13 protein-coding genes are annotated in these 17,680 nt (G+C 52.7%); 9 read left to right on the forward strand and 4 right to left on the reverse strand.

Features of this window, described 5'->3' with window-relative positions; genetic code table 11:
* Positions 1–135: 135 nt before the first annotated feature.
* Together HCZ99_RS20925 and HCZ99_RS10155 are read right to left on the reverse strand one after the other, a co-directional pair.
* A complete protein-coding gene (locus HCZ99_RS20925; protein ID WP_217701488.1) occupies positions 136–1,452 on the reverse strand; it encodes a methyl-accepting chemotaxis protein in 1,317 nt (438 codons plus the stop codon).
* Positions 1,453–1,778: 326 nt separating this feature from the next.
* A complete protein-coding gene (locus HCZ99_RS10155) occupies positions 1,779–2,528 on the reverse strand; it encodes a FadR/GntR family transcriptional regulator (protein WP_254869565.1) in 750 nt (249 codons plus the stop codon).
* 637 nt (positions 2,529–3,165) lie between these two features.
* Here HCZ99_RS10155 and HCZ99_RS10160 point away from each other — a divergent pair.
* The 6 genes from HCZ99_RS10160 (at position 3,166) to HCZ99_RS10185 (ending at position 11,344) form a co-directional block, all read left to right on the forward strand.
* Positions 3,166–3,939: an SDR family NAD(P)-dependent oxidoreductase gene (locus tag HCZ99_RS10160; protein WP_167446877.1), complete on the forward strand. Its 774-nt coding sequence runs from the start codon at positions 3,166–3,168 to the stop codon at positions 3,937–3,939.
* Between the two features lie 96 nt (positions 3,940–4,035).
* Positions 4,036–5,025 carry an AraD1 family protein gene (araD1, locus tag HCZ99_RS10165; protein WP_167446878.1) on the forward strand — a complete coding sequence of 330 codons (990 nt, stop codon included), beginning with the start codon at positions 4,036–4,038 and terminating at the stop codon, positions 5,023–5,025.
* A 347-nt stretch (positions 5,026–5,372) separates the two neighbouring features.
* Complete coding sequence (locus tag HCZ99_RS10170; RefSeq protein ID WP_167446879.1) at positions 5,373–6,665, forward strand: DUF5623 domain-containing protein; 1,293 nt, start codon at positions 5,373–5,375, stop codon at positions 6,663–6,665.
* Positions 6,666–6,881: 216 nt separating this feature from the next.
* Complete coding sequence (locus HCZ99_RS10175; RefSeq protein ID WP_167446880.1) at positions 6,882–9,557, forward strand: AAA family ATPase; 2,676 nt, start codon at positions 6,882–6,884, stop codon at positions 9,555–9,557.
* Between the two features lie 155 nt (positions 9,558–9,712).
* Positions 9,713–10,132, forward strand: a complete 420-nt coding sequence (locus HCZ99_RS10180; RefSeq protein ID WP_167446881.1) for a hypothetical protein — start codon at positions 9,713–9,715, stop codon at positions 10,130–10,132.
* Positions 10,133–10,201: 69 nt separating this feature from the next.
* A complete protein-coding gene (locus HCZ99_RS10185) occupies positions 10,202–11,344 on the forward strand; it encodes a hypothetical protein (RefSeq protein ID WP_167446882.1) in 1,143 nt (380 codons plus the stop codon).
* A gap of 166 nt (positions 11,345–11,510) precedes the next feature.
* On the opposite strand, the gene HCZ99_RS10190 is transcribed toward HCZ99_RS10185, so the two are convergent.
* On the reverse strand, positions 11,511–12,071 hold the full coding sequence (locus HCZ99_RS10190) for a DJ-1/PfpI/YhbO family deglycase/protease (RefSeq protein WP_167446883.1): 561 nt from the start codon (positions 12,069–12,071) through the stop codon (positions 11,511–11,513).
* 367 nt (positions 12,072–12,438) lie between these two features.
* Here HCZ99_RS10190 and HCZ99_RS10195 point away from each other — a divergent pair, with 367 nt between their 5' ends.
* Positions 12,439–13,695: a hypothetical protein gene (locus tag HCZ99_RS10195; RefSeq protein WP_167446884.1), complete on the forward strand. Its 1,257-nt coding sequence runs from the start codon at positions 12,439–12,441 to the stop codon at positions 13,693–13,695.
* A 281-nt stretch (positions 13,696–13,976) separates the two neighbouring features.
* On the forward strand, positions 13,977–15,038 hold the full coding sequence (locus tag HCZ99_RS10200; protein ID WP_167446885.1) for a hypothetical protein: 1,062 nt from the start codon (positions 13,977–13,979) through the stop codon (positions 15,036–15,038).
* Positions 15,039–15,150: 112 nt separating this feature from the next.
* Here the strand turns inward: HCZ99_RS10200 and HCZ99_RS10205 are convergent, their stop codons facing one another.
* Positions 15,151–16,428 carry an MFS transporter gene (locus HCZ99_RS10205; RefSeq protein ID WP_167446886.1) on the reverse strand — a complete coding sequence of 426 codons (1,278 nt, stop codon included), beginning with the start codon at positions 16,426–16,428 and terminating at the stop codon, positions 15,151–15,153.
* A gap of 141 nt (positions 16,429–16,569) precedes the next feature.
* Between HCZ99_RS10205 and HCZ99_RS10210 the strand changes: the two genes are divergently transcribed.
* A complete protein-coding gene (locus tag HCZ99_RS10210; protein WP_254869566.1) occupies positions 16,570–17,643 on the forward strand; it encodes an AraC family transcriptional regulator in 1,074 nt (357 codons plus the stop codon).
* The last annotated feature ends 37 nt before the right edge of the window (positions 17,644–17,680 follow it).

Raw genomic sequence — 17,680 nt, forward strand, 5'->3', positions numbered from 1 at the left:
TGCTTAAAAAAGCAGGGCGTTTTTGCAGTTACACCGGGAAAGTGCGGGGTTTATGGCCGTGGGTCATATCCCCGCAATCGTTGCCCGTGCTCGTGACCGCATCTTGTTGATCGGCTTTGGCGATGTTTTTGCCGGTTATTTCTGGTTCTTTTTCAAGTCCATGACAAATTGCTGTACCACTTGCTCCATATTCTTGGCCTGCTCGGCAAAGGTATTCATACCGTCCGCCATGGTGCCAGCATCGTTGTTCATTTCCTGGCCCAACTGGCCGGCTGACGTTACGTGATGACGCATGGTGTCGGTTTTGCCATTGGCGGTTTGGATGTTGTTGGTGATTTCGCGGGTGGCATCGCCTTGTTGGCTGATCACCGCAAAGATATCGCCCGAGAAGGAATTCACTTCATCAAGCGTTGTGACAATACGCTCAATCGCGCCAACGGCTTCTTGGGTTGCTTGCTGGATTTGGGTGATCTGCTGGCCAATTTCATCGGTTGCCTTGGCGGTTTGGCCCGCAAGATTTTTGACCTCGCCGGCGACCACGGCAAACCCTTTGCCTGCGTCGCCTGCACGTGCGGCCTCGATCGTGGCATTCAGCGCCAAAAGGTTGGTTTGCGAGGCGATGCTGGAAATCAGGCTGACCACTTCGCCAATCCGATCTGCGGCATCCGACAGGGCACGGACGGTGGTTTCGGTTTCCTGGGCCTGTTGCACGGCCTGCTGGGAGACTTTAACCGACGCATCCATCTTCTGGTTTACTTCAAGCACCGAGGCGTCGAGTTGTTCGGCGGCGGCGGCTGTGGTTTGCATCAGGGATGCGGATTCTTCGACTTCGGCGACCGCGTTATTAATTTCGCCAGAGGCATTATGGGCCGTCTGTTTCATCGACACAGCCGCATCACGTGATTGCAGGGCTTCTTGGGCAAGACGGCGCGTGCTGGTGCCAATGCGTTGTTCGAAATCGGTGGTAAGCGCATCAAATGTTTCGCGTTTTTCGCGTTCGGCGCGTTCGGTGACGATCTGGAAATAGGCATCAACAACGACCGCAACATCGGAAAAGATCGACTGCATTAAGCTTTCGACCAATTCGTGGCGGTTCTTTTCGAACCGGGGGGAATTGTCGATAAAGGCATTGATCAGGCCCGCGGAATAGTTCGCATAGCCCTTTTCAAGGTAATCGGTCAGGCCGACTTTGGCGCTGACTTCTTCGATGATTTTATGCTGGGTTTGGAAATAGCTTGGGCTGAATGTGCCCACCGCGATATTTTCAAATTTCTCGCTTTCAAGCTTATAAATCTCATCGGGCAGGGCCGTCATGGTCGGATCAACCGACTTATAAGCCCCAAAAAGCGCGTTTTTCAGGCCATTCTTTTTGGCAACCCGATCAAATACACGCTGGCCGACAGCCTGTTTTTCTTTCGGCCAAGGTTTGAGCTTGTCGCTGATTTTTTCCACGCGGAACTCCAATTGATGTCTTCGTTATCGAACGCTTGCGCGTAACAAAGCTCATTTGAGAACGCGGCCCGAATTATCAAGACGGGCATCGGGGATTATTTGATTTAAATGTGCCCGCCCAACCCGGAAATTCGGCGCACGAAAACCAGCGGTTTTTCATCAGAAAATTTGTACAATCACCGGCATTATTCATTTTTGGTGAATAATCGGCTGTGCGGGCGCCAAATGCGGCATTTGGCGTGCGGGGACTATAAAAGTTAATTGTATGAAGAATAGGGGGCCGAGCGTGTTTCGGTCGCGCAGAACAGGATGAACGACCGGCCTGATTACAGGCCGATCTGGTCCCAGTCGTGTTCAACCGACATGCCGAGTTCCTTGCGCAGTTCGCGCATGGTGCGGCGTAGAAGGCCGTGCATTTTGGCACGGGCTTCTTCGGGGTCGCGGTGGCTGATGGCGGCATAGACCGCGTGGTGATCCGGAAGCGACTTCACATGTGCCTTGGGCCCGCCGGACGACAGGCGGAACGATCCGATCAGCGCGGTTTCAATCAGCATGCCAAACGATTTCATGAAATCATTGCCAGAGGCATCCAAAATACCCTGATGGAACACAAGGTCGGTCATATAGACGGCCTCGGTCCCTGGTTCTGCCTTTTCCATTTCGAAATAGGCGGTTTCGATATGCTTGATCTGTTCCGGGGTCGCGCGGATGGCGGCCATCGCGGCGGTATTTGGTTCGATAATCAGGCGGGTTTCCAAAAGACTATACAGAAACGCCGGATCGGGATCGGGGAAGTGCCAAGACAAAACGTCCGGATCCAGCAGGTTCCAGCTTTTGCGCGGTTTGACCCGGGTGCCGGTTTTGGGACGGGATTCAATCAATCCCTTGGCCGAGAGGATTTTAATGGCTTCGCGAAGGGCGGTACGCGATACGTCGAGGGATTCGCTTAAGGCGGCTTCGGTCGGAAGAACGTCGCCCGGGGCGAGTTTGCCAGAAACGATCCGCATTCCCAGATCATGCGCAACAATGCTGTGCAGGCTGCGTTTGGCATAGGTGCGCGACATAGTAGAAGACATTAAATTCCCTCCGGCGGGGCCTTGTGGAAAACGAAAACGGCGGAAGGCCCGCGCTGATATTATTCATATAATATGAATTAATTTTTAGGGCAACTTATCTAACCCTGTGAATGCCTTGTGCTGCAAAGCAAATAATTATTTCGGCCCGCGCAAGATTGGCCTTTGTCCATCGCCAATCCCTTCAAAAGGGAGCCCTTCATATAAACCACAGCGCCCCGGATCGAAAGCAATGTCTTCACCTGTTTGACGCTTGACAGGGCCGGATATCCTGATCATTAATGTTATTGTATGAAGAATTAAGAAAAAAATTGTCAGGAGGAAGCATCATACGGAACCAATGGACGCTGAAATCTGGCCCCGGATGGGGGTGCGGATCGTCCGTTGGGGCAGGGCATATTTTGGGAAACGCAAAAGTTTTTCCGCTGCACTGCGCAATCTGAAAATTTGATGCACATTCTGCCAATTTAACGTCCCATCGCGATGATCAGCTTTGCGGAGTCCCGCATGTTGAACAGCGCGACAAAGGCGATAAAGAAGACCAAAATAAAGACCAAAACAGGGTCCAGAACAATGGACCGCGACGGGGCCTGTTTACCGGGCCGGGATAACAGATCAGAATATGGGAGACGGAACGATCATGACCGATCGCTTGCCGACACATTATACAAGTCTTGAAGATAAATCGGTATTCATCACCGGCGGTGCGTCGGGCATTGGTGAAGCCATCGTCACCGCCTTTGTCGCGCAAGGGGCCAAAGTGGCCTTTGTCGATATTATGGAAGATGCCGGGGCGGAACTTGTTGAGAAACTGGGTGCGGATGCGCGCAACAAGCCGGTTTTCATCAAATGCGATATCACCGATATCAAAGCGCTTCAGGGCGCGATTGAAGAAGCCGCCAAAATCAATGGCCCGATCACGGCGTTGCTGAATAATGCCGCCAACGATACCCGTCATAAATGGCAGGACGTCACCCCGGAATATTGGGATGAACGCCAGGCAATTAACATTCGCCCATCCTTCTTTGCCATTCAGGCCGTGGCCCCGATGATGCAAAAGGCCGGGGGTGGTGCGATTGTCAATTTCGGGTCGGTCAGCTGGATGATGGGGCAGGGCGGCATGCCCGGCTATACCACGGCAAAGGCCGCAACCCATGGCCTGACACGCGGCATGGCGCGCGACCTTGGCAAGGATCACATCCGGGTCAATACGCTTGTGCCCGGCTGGGTGATGACCCAACGCCAGCTTGACCTTTGGGTCGATGAAGCGGCCGAGCGCGAAATTGACGAACGCCAGTGCCTTAAAAACCGGGTGCAGCCCGAAGATATCGCCCGCATGGCGTTGTTCCTGACCTCGGACGAAAGCCTGATGGTCACAGCCCAGAACTTCATCGTGGATGGTGGCTGGGTCTAAGCCCCGCGCCAACAGATCGCAGCGATCAGCCCTTTTGTCCCACGCGGCAAAGGGGCCCGTTTGCCCCCAAAAGACAGACCTATCAGGACGCATTTTATGAGACTGGTTCAATATAAAGACACCGCCGGCGCGCAGCATGTTGCCGTTGTTGAAGATGCCCATACCCTTGTGCCGTTGCTGGGCTTTTCCAGTACGCGCGAATTGGCCGAGATCGCCATTGGCAAAGGCATCACCATGATCGAGGCCGCCAAAGATCGCATGGGGCCGGACCGCATCAGTTATGACGAGGTGGCCAAGGACGGGCGGCTTTTGCCCCCGGTGACCCATGATGATCCGGCACATTTCCTTGTCACCGGCACCGGCCTGACCCATTTGGGGTCGGCATCGGCGCGCGCGAACATGCATACGTCTGATAACAAGGCGGCCGATGAAACTGATTCCATGAAAATGTTCCGCATGGGCGTTGAGGGCGGCAAGCCCAAAGCCGGCGAACAGGGCGTGCAGCCAGAATGGTTTTACAAGGGCGATGGCTCCATCGTTGCCAATCCGGGGGCGGATATGCCAAGCCCGTCTTTCGCGCTGGATGGCAGCGAAGAACCCGAAATTGCCGCGATCTATGTGATTGATGGCGACGGCACGCCGGTGCGCATTGGCTTTGCGATTGGCAACGAGTTTTCCGACCATGTGACGGAACGCCAAAACTATCTGTATCTGGCGCATTCCAAACTGCGCGCATGCTCCATGGGCCCGGAATTGTTGCTTGGCGATTTGCCAAGCCATGTTGAGGGCACGTCGCGCCTGTATCGTGATGGCAAGGTGATTTGGGAAAAGCCGTTCCTAAGCGGCGAAGACAATATGTCCCATACGCTGGCGAACCTTGAATACCATCATTTCAAATATGATCTGTTCTGCCGTCCCGGTGATGTGCATGCGCATTTCTTTGGCACGGCGACCTTAAGCTTTGCCGATGGCGTGACGACACAGGATGGCGATGAGTTCGAGATTGAGGCCGCACCCTTTGGCCGCCCGATCCGCAACCGGCTTAAAGTCCAGCCTGAACGCAAAGTGGTTGTCAAAACCATCTGATGATTTTGGGGATTTGAAAAATCCCAAGGGGCACATGCAACGCACGAAGCTTGCAAAGCCCCGCTTTCCTCCGAACGACACAAACTTCCCCGGCTCAAGAAATTGGGTTGGGGTTTTCTTTTTGGATGTTGATAACCTTAAGGACAAAGATGTGTAACTGAAATTATCTTGAGTTCATGGAGTGCTTAGGTTAAAAATATTGCAGCTTCTGGTAGAAGCATGCCACCCGTCGTTGCGAAGCTGTTGATCAGCACTACCGTGTAATCAAAACTTTCTTGTTCAAACCGAATTTCCGGGTTGGCTGGTGGTTGACGGGTGACGCTTCAAAGCACCGCCAGGAGTTTGATATGAACAATTCTATACGTCCGTCTTCGATCAATGGCATCAAGCGCCTTGCGAAAGACATCAAGATTTCCCGCTCTATTCCTCATCACAAAGCTCTCGATGAAGCCGCACGAGCCGCATCTTTTCAGAATTATCGGCACGCGCTGAAGCAATTACAATGCGTTGGGCGCTTGCACACCCTATATCTGACTGTTTATTGGTCGGATCGAGACCAGCGGAAGATTGGCCGTGAAACAATCAGCGTCGAGATTGACAGTCCGTTCTCTAACATATGCTCTCGGTCAGAGGTGCGAGATGTTCGGGGGCTTCATTCCGTGCGATTGGTCGCAGAAGATCACCTTGTCTTCGATCTTCTTGCTTCCAGCCAGAAGTCTGCCAGAGGAATGCTCCTGAAGTCGGTGCGAACAATCATATTTATGCAGGCAACAGGCCTTCGGCCCTTGAGGAAGCCGCATACAACCTACCCACAGAAAACTCAGGAGAACCGACCTCCGTCGCAGGATCACCCGACACATTGGTTTGATCCATCCTCAGGCCAAGCTGTTCTTGTTTATGAGCCTTACGAGGGTTCAGTTTTTCCTGAGGAAGATGAAAGCTGGAGAAACCTACACAATTGGCATCTAAGGAGGTCCACTTGGACGGGCATGTATTTCCCGGGGCGCTGCCCACTTTTTGTCGCGACAGATGCATCGAAAAATTTTGATATCGATTCTTTAATGGATCGAATTGATGCCCTGTCTTCTGGGAACAAAAACAATGACTGGACAGACTGGACGGGTATTTCTGTTCCAGATCACGAAACGTTTTTCAGTCCTCTGACCAAGTCATCACAGGATAGGCGGCGCGCCAAAGCAAAAGGTACAATTTACCGTATGCCTAGCTCGAAAACCATTCCGTACGGTTTGGAAGAAAGGCGACCAAACAGCGTGATGCCGCTGCAGTACCACAAAGAACTTGGGGTTCTTTTCAAAGCAGTTCTGGCAAGCCGTCATCCCTATATTCCCTTTGCTGCGAGCCGACGACTGGATATCGTCCGGAGTGCGTTGGAGGACTGGATGTGTGCAGAGCATAGATTCAGCCGAGCTGCCAACGATATCAACCCGATTGATGTCTATTACAGCAACATTCATGAGGCTCTGCCAAGAGAGAGCTGTCTCCATCTGCCATCAAACAACATTGAGGCCTTGGTACTTGCGATAGAAATGGTTCAACTCTCTTACAATGATTGTGCGCCTCGAAGGGAAATCACGCACAAGATTGAGGGGGCAATTCGAGCGATTAAGCGCCGCTCCTAAAAGATAGCTGATTCGAATATCATCCTGCTGACAGCTCGGCGTGAGTGAAGCAGGATGATTAAATCTATCTAAAAAGTGGTGTGGGGTAGAGCACTGTCTGGATAAGCCTCGGCTCAACAAATTGGGTCGGGGTTTTCTTGTTTAACTTTAGGTTGTGTGTTGGTGGTATTTCGTGTTCTGCTAAAGTAAAGCTGCAAAGTCAAAAATTCCAAGACAATGGGAAAGTTTGAAGGCACCGTGATGGTTGATAAAAAAACTAGCGACGATCTAGCTGATGCTATTGCGGCTCTTGTTGTCGAAGTAGAACCAGATTCTCAAAAAACGATATGGGAAGAATTGAACGATTGGGGGGAGACGCTTGCAGACTGGCAACGGTTTATCATTTCCCATGCTGTAAGAGACGGTGAGCTTTCTGATGAGAGAGTAAATGAGGCGTATCGGCTTTTCCTTCGGCACAACGAGCTTGATGCTGGCGATGAGGATTTTCCTGAAATACCGACTTCAGTTACAGGTCGCAGCGGTGCTACAGCCAAGCCAGATCGATTGAGGCTTCGGGAAATGAAAGCTCTTAAAAATGTAAACGCCATTCCTGAGACCTCAGCCTTGAAGTTTGGTGATGGGCTAACAGTTATCTATGGGCATAACGGAACCGGTAAAAGTGGTTTTGCCCGAATGTTGTCGTCAGCTTGCTTCAATCGTTCGAAGCCTACAATTCTTCGCAACATTTATGATGAAGAGGCTCAAGATACTCCCGCTGAAGCTCAGTTTGTCACCGAAAACGGTCCCGAGAAATCAGAGCTTATTTTCTTTGTTGTTGGTGATGAACACCCTGATCTCCAGAGGATTAGCGTTTTCGATTCTTCGGTGGCGCGGGTTCACCTGTCGAAGGAGAGCGAACTTGGATTCCACCCCGCAGGCTTCGATGTTTTTGATGAGTTGATGCGTATTATTCGGCTTTTTGAGGATAAGCTGGAAGTCGATATTTCGGCAAAGAGTAGGGAGAATAAATTTCACCAACTATTTACGGACCAAGGTGCGATTTCGGATCTACTGGCGAAGCTGAATTATGAGAGCAATATTGAAGACCTTCGCGCTCAAGGTACGTTTGGCGAAGTCGAGCAAAGTAGGCTTGATGAAGTGCGCCGTGTGGAAACCGAGTTGATAGCAAACTCACCGATAGAAACTTTAAAAGCTCTTGAGGCCGGTAGAACTGATATTTCCAATTCGCAGCGCAAAATGAATAAGCTTGCTGGCCAGGTGAACAAAGAGGCCGTGAGAGAAGCGTTCAATATGATGAATGAGCATCGAATAGCGACCGCTGAAGCGATCAAGGAGGGCGCTGAAACTGTTTCGCATCCAAAGTTGACGCAAACTGGTAGTCCTGAATGGGATACTTTTGTCAATGCAAGTCGGAAGCTAGCTGAGGTAGAGCGTGAAAGTTATCCGGAGCAAGCCGATCCGTGTCTTTTGTGCCATCGTCCATTGGATGAGCCTTCAGCTAAGCTCATAAATCGTATGTGGGGATATTTGGACGCAGGAGCCCGCAAGCGGGCCCTTGCGGTTGATGAGAAAATTAGTTCACATGTTGAAAAACTGCAGGAATTGGAACTTGATATCCTTCCTGCGGGCAGCCGCGTCCGTGCGGATTTGGGTAAAATTAATCCTGAACTCGTTAAAGTATTTGACGGAGTTTCGGCTATTTTTTCCCAGCGCAGAAATGCGTTAGTTGATGCTCTTAATACAGGTCAGTTGGAACGAATTCCAAACAATGACATTATTTTGCCAACGGCTGAATTGACCAAAGCAATTTTAGAAATTGAGGCTCAGGAACAGAAGCTCAAAGATGGCAAATTCAAGGAAGTGCTTGCTAAGCTTAAAGCTGAGCATACTTTACTTAGACAGCGTCAAATTCTCGCCCAGAATATTGAAGATGTCGTCACTTTTGTTGAAGAACTTCGCTGGATTCAAAAGGCAATAGCAGCGAAGCCAAATACGCGCTTTGTGACCCATAGGCAGCGCAAGTTGTTTAAAACTCTCATTGAAGGGGCTTATAAAGAGCGGTTAGCAGAAGAGTGTACTAAGTTGAATTGTGCGCTTCCGATTGAATTTCAAGCACGTGGAAGTGAAGGAAAAACACTCCGAGGGCTAAAGGTGCGAGGAGGACATAAACCTGAAGAGATTTTCAGCGAAGGTGAGCAGCGTGCTTTGGCGCTTGCTGATTTCCTAACTGAAGTTAATCTCAACCCGTCGAGCGCCGCTATAGTTCTAGATGACCCCGTGACATCGCTTGATCACAAGCGTAAGAAGCAGATAGCTCTGCGTCTTGTTGATGAAGCTCTTGTCCGACAAGTTATCGTGTTTTCCCATGACATCGTTTTTGTAACTTCGCTGACCAATTTGGCCAAAAAAAAGAATAACTGCTCGCTAGATGTGCATTGGATTGAGAGAGATTACGAGGATACTCCGGGAGTAGTAAAGCTCAACGATTCACCGTTAAGCCATAAAGCATATTTGTCTGCGCATCTCGCTAAGGAATACCTTGCTAAAGCTCTAAAAGCACATGGTCGTGAACGGGTTGAACTGGTTGAAAAAGGTGCTGATGCCCTTCGCCGAACAATCGAAGAGACGATCATTCACGAGCTGTTTAATGGTACTGTTGTGCGTTGGGAAGAACATGTTCGTGTAAGCAATCTGCGGCAGGTATACTGGACGGATGAAGCCGCAGACGAATTGCGGAAATTACATGGTGAAGCTTCCGAGTTGATAGGTGCTCACTCACACTCCGATGAATTTACCGGAGGAACTCCCGACCCTGACAACCTCAGAGAGCTGATCGACAGTGTTGAAGCTGTAAAGCAATCTATCAAGGAAGGGAAAAGTGCCAAGAAGTAACGTTCCAAACCATCAACGATCATCCATAGTGCCCTTGATGCATGGATTCCCGCCTGCGCGGGAATGACGAGATTTGTGGCGGAATGAATGAGAATAAGGGGGCAGGCCCCTTTGTATAGTCCCCTTGTTGCAATTGATTACAATGCAGGAATGTGATGGAAACGATCATTCAGTGCTGCAATTCGGATAGAACTCTTGTTTTTGATGCCGAAAGACAATCATGGTTAGTCGCGGTAAAAGGGAAGCGTTATTTCGTAGGCGACGGAGACAGCCAATCAATACTTGCGCTACTTCCCTTTTTAGAGCTTTCGGTTGACAGCTTCAAAAGCGCTATATCTGAGTTTGCCTCGCAACATCCCGCATGCGATTTTCCCTATGAAGTACTCATTCGTGGCGGTTTCCTGCATGGCTCCCCCCATTGGACAGACTGTTCACTTCACTGGCTCTCGGAGCTAAGAGAAGTGGACGCAGATTTCACTGATGAACTACAAAATATTATTGAGAACAAAAAAAGATATAGTCAGAAATCTCGTCAAATGGCGACACGGCTAACAAAGAGAAGCAAGCCGAAATAAATCCGTCCCCTTTTTCCTGTCCATTTTTTCGGGCGCTTGACGGTAAGGTCTCACGCGCTTAGAGCAAGCGTGAAAAATCAGAAAAAGCTGAACGGATATGAGATGGCATCCGAAGACTTGTCTGCCCGCCGGGAATTTGCAAATCGCCAGAAAAGGCTAAAATCCGAAATCATCCGCGACGTTGCGTTCGACGGGGTGATAGACGGGGCGCGTTCCATCGACATATTGCCAGATGCCAGAATTTTGGTGCGGGGATACGCCCCCACGGATGGTGCGCCTTTGGCAGCTGTTTGGTCGCCAAACGCCGATAAGTTGGAGACATTGGCGCCTTACAGGTCTGCGATTGCGGAAAGTGCGTCCTCTGATAACCTCTCGCGCAGCTTTTTTCCGTGGGGCGGGGGCTTTGGCTGTCTCGATTATGATCGCGTGCATGTCATATCTGCTGATTTTAGCCGCTGTCTTCAGACCTATCCAATTCGCAATATGGATTTTCTGGCGGAAATGGAGATTTCCCGGCAGGATTCCTTTGGCCGGACACCCAAACCCCTGAGCGCCATGGCGGTCAGTGATGATCTGCTTTTGGTGACGCTGTCGGATCGTTTCAGGGTCCGGGTTGGGCGTTTTTTTGCGTTTCTGCGCCGAACGGGTGACCGTTTCGCGTGGGTCGGGGTGCCGGTGGAATTGAATTCCCCAGACGTCATGGCGGCGTGGCGCGACCGGGCAATGGGCTCTTCTTGGTTGTTTATCGTCGACGCGTTCTTGGGCGACGGGAAGCTCCGCACCGTAACCAATGGCGGGCAAGCAACCCATTTTAACAGTGGGCCAGCCTATGAGACGAAGCTTGTCATTGATTATGACATCGTTGGTGCGCCGGATAATGAGCGCAATGAGCGCAATGAACGGGGGTTCTGGCAGCGCTTTCGAAAGCCCCGTGCGCCGGCGTTGTGCCTCAACGCTGTGGCCGAAGTGCCGTTGGGGGACCTTACCTGTAGCCGGAATATGTCTTATAGCGTGCTAAAGCTTTATGGGCTGAACAAGACCCTGATCTATCCGCCGGATCTGTCAGCCCCGCTGGGCATGTTGCCGTTAACGCCCGGCATGAACCTTGGTTCGCGCAAGCATGATCGTGTTGCCCTGGCCTTTGATGATGAGACGATGCTGGTCGGGGATAAAACGGGATTCAATGTTTGTCGGATCTTGTGGGAAGACTAAATCTGTCGCGTTTATGGATTCCCGCCTGCGCGGGAATGACGGGATTTGTAAAGGTGCGGCGTTACCGACGGGTTTGTTGGTTGATGATTGTGCGTGAAACGAAAAAAGGCAGCGGAGTGGTTCCGCTGCCTTTTGGTGTTTTGGGCGTTAAGACGCCGTGATCGGATTAAGCCGCGCGGCGGTGGTGTTTGCCTTCGCTGACTTCCTCGACGATTTTGGCGACAAAGGCGTCAAGGTCATTTGGATTGCGCGAGGTGATGATACCGTCCTCACACACCACTTGTTCATCGCGCCAGATCGCCCCGGCATTGATCAAATCGGTTTTGATCGACGGGAAGGATGTGGCGTGGCGATCGCGCAGCGCACCGGCTTCGACCAGCAACCACGGGCCATGACAGATGGCCGCCACCGGTTTGCCCGATGCGACAAATTCACGGACCAAGCTTACCGATGCTTCGTCATTGCGCAGGGTGTCGGGGTTGATCTGCCCGCCGGGCAGGACCAGTGCGTCATAATCGTTGATATCGACATTTTTGACTTCGACATCGACATCGACCGTGTCACCCCAATCGGTTTTATCCCAACTTTTAATCGGGTCTGATTTGGGGGAGGCGATTTTCACATCGGCCCCGTGGGTGGAGAGCTTTTCAAGCGGAACGCGCAGTTCTGAACGCTCGTAGCCGTCGGTGGCAAGGATCAAAATCTTTGCAGTATCAATCGCTGGCATAATGTCGCTCCTTTCATTGATGTCGAACATTACACCCCTTCAAACGAGTGAGATTTGAGATCGTTCCAAAAAAGGTTGTGACGATTTTGTGGCGGGGGCCTTCGCGGTATGGATGGGGAGGTTATTGATTGGGGTAGGGGACAGTTGGTGTGGATGGCTCTGCCTTAGAAGAGGGGCAAAGACAGTCAGGAAAGTGGCGCAGTGTGCGAAAGTGAAGAGTAATTTGAGGTATATGTTTGTATTTTAAAGATATTTAACTTGAGGGCGGGTTGTTTTGTCTTGGGACTATTTTTAGTTGCGATTTATCTAATTTATATTACAATCTAAGCGCGAATATTTTGGGGAAAAATTATTCTTGGGGGTGTCCGTGCTAAAGCGTTCTTTGATTGGTCTTGCGTGTTGTGTGGCTGTGTCTGGTTGTAGTGGTGTTTGGTTCGATCCTTATATTGATCTGCCAGAACGGACATTCGATGCCTCCAATAAAGATTTACCATTTCTAGCCAAAGCCGCGCAGGAAACCGAAACTGTGCGGGAGAAAATCCAAGACCAACGATCAGACTTGGTGGTTGGACAATCCCTGCTGCGCTACACCGCTTTTGGTGCGGCATCGGCTGCTGGTATTTCCGCGCTATACGGTGCGCATACCGATATGGTGCTGGGGTTCGGACTGGCGGCGGCGGGGGCCTATGGGGGCTCGTCGCTTTTCGCCAGTGAGGATAGTGTCAGCACCTATCTTGCGGCAGATCGTTCCCTTGCATGTATTTCAGGGCAGGCGGAGGAAGCAATTTCGGTTGTGAAGCCGATTAGTTCAACGTCGGTTAGCTATAAAGGCAAGCTTGTGGTTTTGAAGGCGGGCTTAAGTAAGCTGAAGGCCATGAATAATGGGTCGACATATTACAAAGAAGTCGAACCGATAGCTTCGACCGCCATTAATGCGTTTGAGGCCGCAAGCCGGAGTATCGAACAATTCAAAGCGCTTGATGGGGAGTTTGCATCGGTGACTAGGCAGTCCCGTGATACTGTTTTGGTTACACTTAATCAGCGCATATCAGACAATCGGGCCAGTCTTGAGGCGATAGTCCAGGTCGCGCAAGGGATTGGTCTTTCTGGCGCAGCCTATGGGGCTGGCGTTGGGGCTTCTAGTGTCGTAGAGGAGCCGGTTGATGTGGCTGCGCTTATCAAGTCAGGCGGCGCTGTATCTCAAGACCCAGAAGAGTTGGCGGCATTAATCCGCAGCCAGTCGACCGAGCTGCAACAAGCAGCTGACAGTATAAAGCAGAAGGTTGAACAAGCCACCAACGCAATGGCGGAGGTCGCTTCTACGTGTGTGCTTGACCTGCCACCGGTTCCTCCGTTGACGACGGCACAAAACACTTTGGTCCTTGGCGAGCAACAGACCGCGGTTATTGTTGTCCAAGGTGGTAAAATGCCTTTGAGTACATCATGGGTTGGCGTTTCTCCCGCCTCAGATGAATTTGACGTGAGGGTGACTTCGGGCCATGAAATTGTCATATCTCGCAAAAAAGTGTCGGACGCTGGGAAAAGCTACACACTCTATGTGAAAGACGCGATGGCTGCAGCCCAGTCCGTCTCCATAAAAATTGAGCCTCCGGCAACTAGCTAGCAGTTCGCGTTTTTGCGCGAGAATGACGTTGGTTTTAGGGGTGTTTGGATATTCTTAGAAGCAAAAAGGGCAGCGGAATAAGTTCGCTGCCCTTTTTGGTGTTTGTGTGAGTTTTTTGCTTCTGGTCCGCCGGCTTTTGGGGCGGGGCTGGACGCAGCACGGTGGTGACGGCAAAAACGGTTTTTCGGGAGGCTGGTTGACATAAAAGGGCCACATAGACGCGGTGAATTCGCGTTGTTCTTCGTTGCGATCTAAAAGAAAAAGACAGAGGCCCGGGTTCGTTGGCTCAGCTTGCAAGATATCCTGATTTATTCACCCATCGAAAACAATCCGTCCTGCCGAAATATGCGCAACATGCGATTTACGCGTTGGGGCGGGTTGAGGGTTCGGGCGTTGGCGCGGTGGATGAAATCGACGCCTTTCGCACCGCACTTGAGATGCTTGATCCCAAATTGATTGCGCCCGCGGGCATCCAAATTCGCGATATTGGCGGGATCAATTATAGCTGGGACCTCGCAGGCGAGGCGTCGTCCGATTTTTCGGGTTCGGGCCTACGTGCGCCCAAGGATTACGGCTGGTTCTTGCAGTTTCATGGCGATGGGTTCAAGCGCGAGGCGGCGCTTAAGCACCTTGATGGTCCGCCGCGATCACCGTTTGAATTTGTGTCGATTGTCTATCGCATGAATGATTGGGTTGCGCAGGTCCGGGCGGCGGCGTTGGAGTATGGCGCGCAGTATTTTCCGCGCATGGAGTATGACGTTGCGGGGCGGGCGGCGTTCTTTTTGCTTTTGCGCATGCAGATGTTTGCCCGCTGGGATGATCGGGCTTTTAAATGTGTTGAAGACACGCTGTATCGGCGCGATGTGCTGGCGTTTATCAAGCAGCAACTTCGTGATAAGGCCGATGGGCCGGTCACGGCTGTGCTGCGTCGGGTGATGCAGCGGCCCGATTTGGATGAATGCCTTCCTGAGTTGGCGGCTGATGCGAAATCGGCGGCGGTGCGGTCCTGTGCGACAGATTTTTTGTTGAATGGCCGCGCGCAATGGGCGAACGGGTACAAGCGGGTTTGGGTGGATAAAGTCCATGGTGTCAGCCGCCTGGTGCCGGATTTGCAGCAACGCCCGTTAAGCATTTCGGTCGATGTTGCGGGAAGCATGGACCGGGCGTCTCGTGATCGGTCGGCGAAGGTGCGCAAGATCGTGGCGTCGGCCTTGATTGCGCGGCTTGGCAATCGGGCGGATTGGCATGACGATATTGCGGCACGCCTAAAATCCGATCCGAACCAAGGTGTGGCGTCGCGCATGGAGTTTTATTTTAGAAAATTGGCCTCGGTCGGTGCGTAGCTGAGCCCGCAACTGGGCGCTTAACTTAATTGGTTGCGCCGTGGTTGGTTCAGGGCAGCGGAGGTGTTCCGCTGCCCTTTGGTGTGTTTGGGGATGCCGATTATGCGTCGGGTTAGCTTTGTTCGGCGAGGTCAAGCTCTGGTGCGGGGGCCGGACGGAGCACGGCGGTGACGACGAGGGCCGCGGCGATTAGGGTCAGGCCGCCGATGGTGAAGACGCCGAGCGAACCGACGAAATCAAACAAAAGGCCGCCAATGACCGCGCCGCTGGCGATGGCGGTTTGGAAGCCCGCAACCACCAAGCCGCCGCCGCTTTCGGCTTCGTCCGGGACGGTGCGCGTGATCCAGGTCGACCACGCGACCGGCACACCGCCAAAGGCCATGCCCCAAATCGCGACCAGAATAATGGTCGGGGTCAGCGCGCCATCAAGGGTGACCATGGCAATCGCACACAGCCCCATAATCATTGGCATCAGGGCAATGGTCATGCGCAGGGAGCGTGAAATCAGCGTGCCGGCCAAATAGGTGCCGGCAAAATTGGCCAAGCCAAAGCCAAGCAACACGCCCGATACACCCGCCGTGGCAACGCCGGTGACGTTTTCAAGAAACGGACGGACATAGGTAAACAGGGCAAAGTGGCCGGTGATGATCAGGACCAGCGAAAACAGGCCAAACTTCATGCCCGGACGTTTGACCAAATCGACCAATACCCGAAGCGTCGCGCGCCCACGCGGCGGCAAGGATGGCAAGGTTGCCAGCTGGGTGACAAAGGTGATCGCACCAATGCCCGCAGCGAGCAGGAAGACCGCCCGCCAGCTTATGATATCGCCAAGGTAGCTTCCGACCGGGGCGGCAAAGACGGTGGCAGCGGAAACGCCACTATACATAATGGCAAGGCCGCGCGGGATGTGCTGGGGCGGGACCAAACGCATGATGGTCGCGGTCGACATGGTCCAGAACCCGCCAAGCGCGATGCCCAGCAAAACCCGGCCCAACAGCAGGAAGGAAAAGCTTTGGGCCATGGCGACCATGATGCTTGAAATCACCAGAAGGACCGAGAAGCTGAGCAACACGGTGCGGCGGTCAAAGCGGCGGGTGACGGTGGCAATCAGAAGGCTTGTGATCAGGGCAAAAAGGGCGGTGGCCGAAATCGCCTGTCCGGCCAGACCTTCGGTAATGTGAAGGTCGTCGGCAATCGGGGTCAGCAGGCTGATCGGCAGGAATTCAGCCGTGACAAGGCCAAAGACCCCAAGGGTCATGGACAGAACCGCCCACCATGCGGTGGGGGTGGATGCTGTTGTGGTTGGGGTGGGTGTGGCGGTTGCTGGCGCGCCAGGTGGTGCGGCGTTTTCAGATTGATCCGTGGCGGGATCGGTTTTTGGGTTAGGCATGGGGTGTCCTTTGATCTTGGGGGCCGGGGCGCAGTGCGCCGGGTGCGGCTGTTTGTGCATTGCACACACGATAGACTGGACCGCGCGGACGATCTATGCCAGATTGTCCGAGTTTGTTGATCAATCGTCCGGAATGTTGTCATGCCTGCTTTGCAAGAACCCCAAATCGAAAATGCGTCTGATTCTGCTGAGGCCCCGTTGGCCGTGGCGGCGGATGCTTTTGCTGGTGTTGGTGCTGGTGCTGGCATCAGCGGGGGGAATGAGATTGGCCATGATATGGTCAATGAGCTGTTGTCGGGCGTGCGCCTGCGCGGGCTTGATTATCGCCGGATTGAGATTTCGGCCCCTTATGGGCTTCGATTTGGCGAGGATCAGGATGACAACCGGGCGTGGTTGCATTTTATCGGCCAAGGATCGGTGACGATCCGCACCAAAACCGGGGCGGTGCATCAGCTTGGCTGTGGGGATGCGGTTTTGCTGCCCTGTGCCGGGGTGCATGACCTTTATAGCGATGCAGACGTTCCGATGCGCAGCGTTGGCGATTATGAACGCGAGCGTCTTTGCGATGCGGCATGTGAAATTCGCGCCTGTGAGCAGGATGCCTGCCGATCCAAGGATAACCTGATTTTCAGCTGTGCGATGGAATTTGATCTGGGCTGGTTGCATCCGTTAGCACACCTAAAGCCCGAAATCATGCATATCGAAACCGTGCCCGAACATGATCCGCAAATTCCGGCGATTTTGGATGTCATGACCGCCGAGCTGAAAGCCAAACGGCCGGGATACGGCGTGATCCTGACACGGTTGGCCGATGTGGTGGCGGCCGCGATTGTGCGCCGTTGGGTCGAAAGCGGCTGTGATATTTGTGGTTGGGTCGAGGCGGTGCGCGATCCGAAATTGGCGCGCGTTTTGGCCGCCCTTCATAAAGATCCGGGGCGCAATTGGTCGGTCGCGGATATGGCAGCGGAGATTGGCATGTCACGATCGGTCTTTGCCGAACGGTTTGTCGAACTGACGCAATCAACGCCGCAAAATTACCTGACCAACCTGCGCATGCGCCTTGCCAGCCAATGGATTGGCCGCGATGATTTGGCGGTCGAGGACGTGGCAGAGCGGCTTGGTTATGCGTCGGGTGCGGCGTTTAGCCGGGCGTTTAAACGCACCACGGGCATGTCGCCTGGTGCTGTGCGCAAGATTGATTACGCCACACTTTAAGGTTTCCTTTTAAGAAAGGCGTACTCTTAAGAAAGGC

Origin of the sequence: Thalassospira lucentensis, from assembly GCF_011806425.1 — a bacterium.
In the GTDB taxonomy this organism is placed as follows: domain Bacteria; phylum Pseudomonadota; class Alphaproteobacteria; order Rhodospirillales; family Thalassospiraceae; genus Thalassospira; species Thalassospira lucentensis_B.

What these genes read in the sequence shown, in the direction of transcription:
- HCZ99_RS10210 (WP_254869566.1), top strand. Translation starts at nt 16,570, where the DNA reads ATGCCTGCTTTGCAAGAACCCCAAATCGAAAATGCGTCTGATTCTGCT.
- HCZ99_RS10205 (WP_167446886.1), bottom strand. Translation starts at nt 16,428, where the DNA reads ATGCCTAACCCAAAAACCGATCCCGCCACGGATCAATCTGAAAACGCC.
- HCZ99_RS10155 (WP_254869565.1), bottom strand. Translation starts at nt 2,528, where the DNA reads ATGTCTTCTACTATGTCGCGCACCTATGCCAAACGCAGCCTGCACAGC.
- HCZ99_RS10180 (WP_167446881.1), top strand. Translation starts at nt 9,713, where the DNA reads ATGGAAACGATCATTCAGTGCTGCAATTCGGATAGAACTCTTGTTTTT.
- HCZ99_RS10190 (WP_167446883.1), bottom strand. Translation starts at nt 12,071, where the DNA reads ATGCCAGCGATTGATACTGCAAAGATTTTGATCCTTGCCACCGACGGC.
- HCZ99_RS10160 (WP_167446877.1), top strand. Translation starts at nt 3,166, where the DNA reads ATGACCGATCGCTTGCCGACACATTATACAAGTCTTGAAGATAAATCG.
- HCZ99_RS10175 (WP_167446880.1), top strand. Translation starts at nt 6,882, where the DNA reads ATGGGAAAGTTTGAAGGCACCGTGATGGTTGATAAAAAAACTAGCGAC.
- HCZ99_RS10170 (WP_167446879.1), top strand. Translation starts at nt 5,373, where the DNA reads ATGAACAATTCTATACGTCCGTCTTCGATCAATGGCATCAAGCGCCTT.
- araD1 (WP_167446878.1), top strand. Translation starts at nt 4,036, where the DNA reads ATGAGACTGGTTCAATATAAAGACACCGCCGGCGCGCAGCATGTTGCC.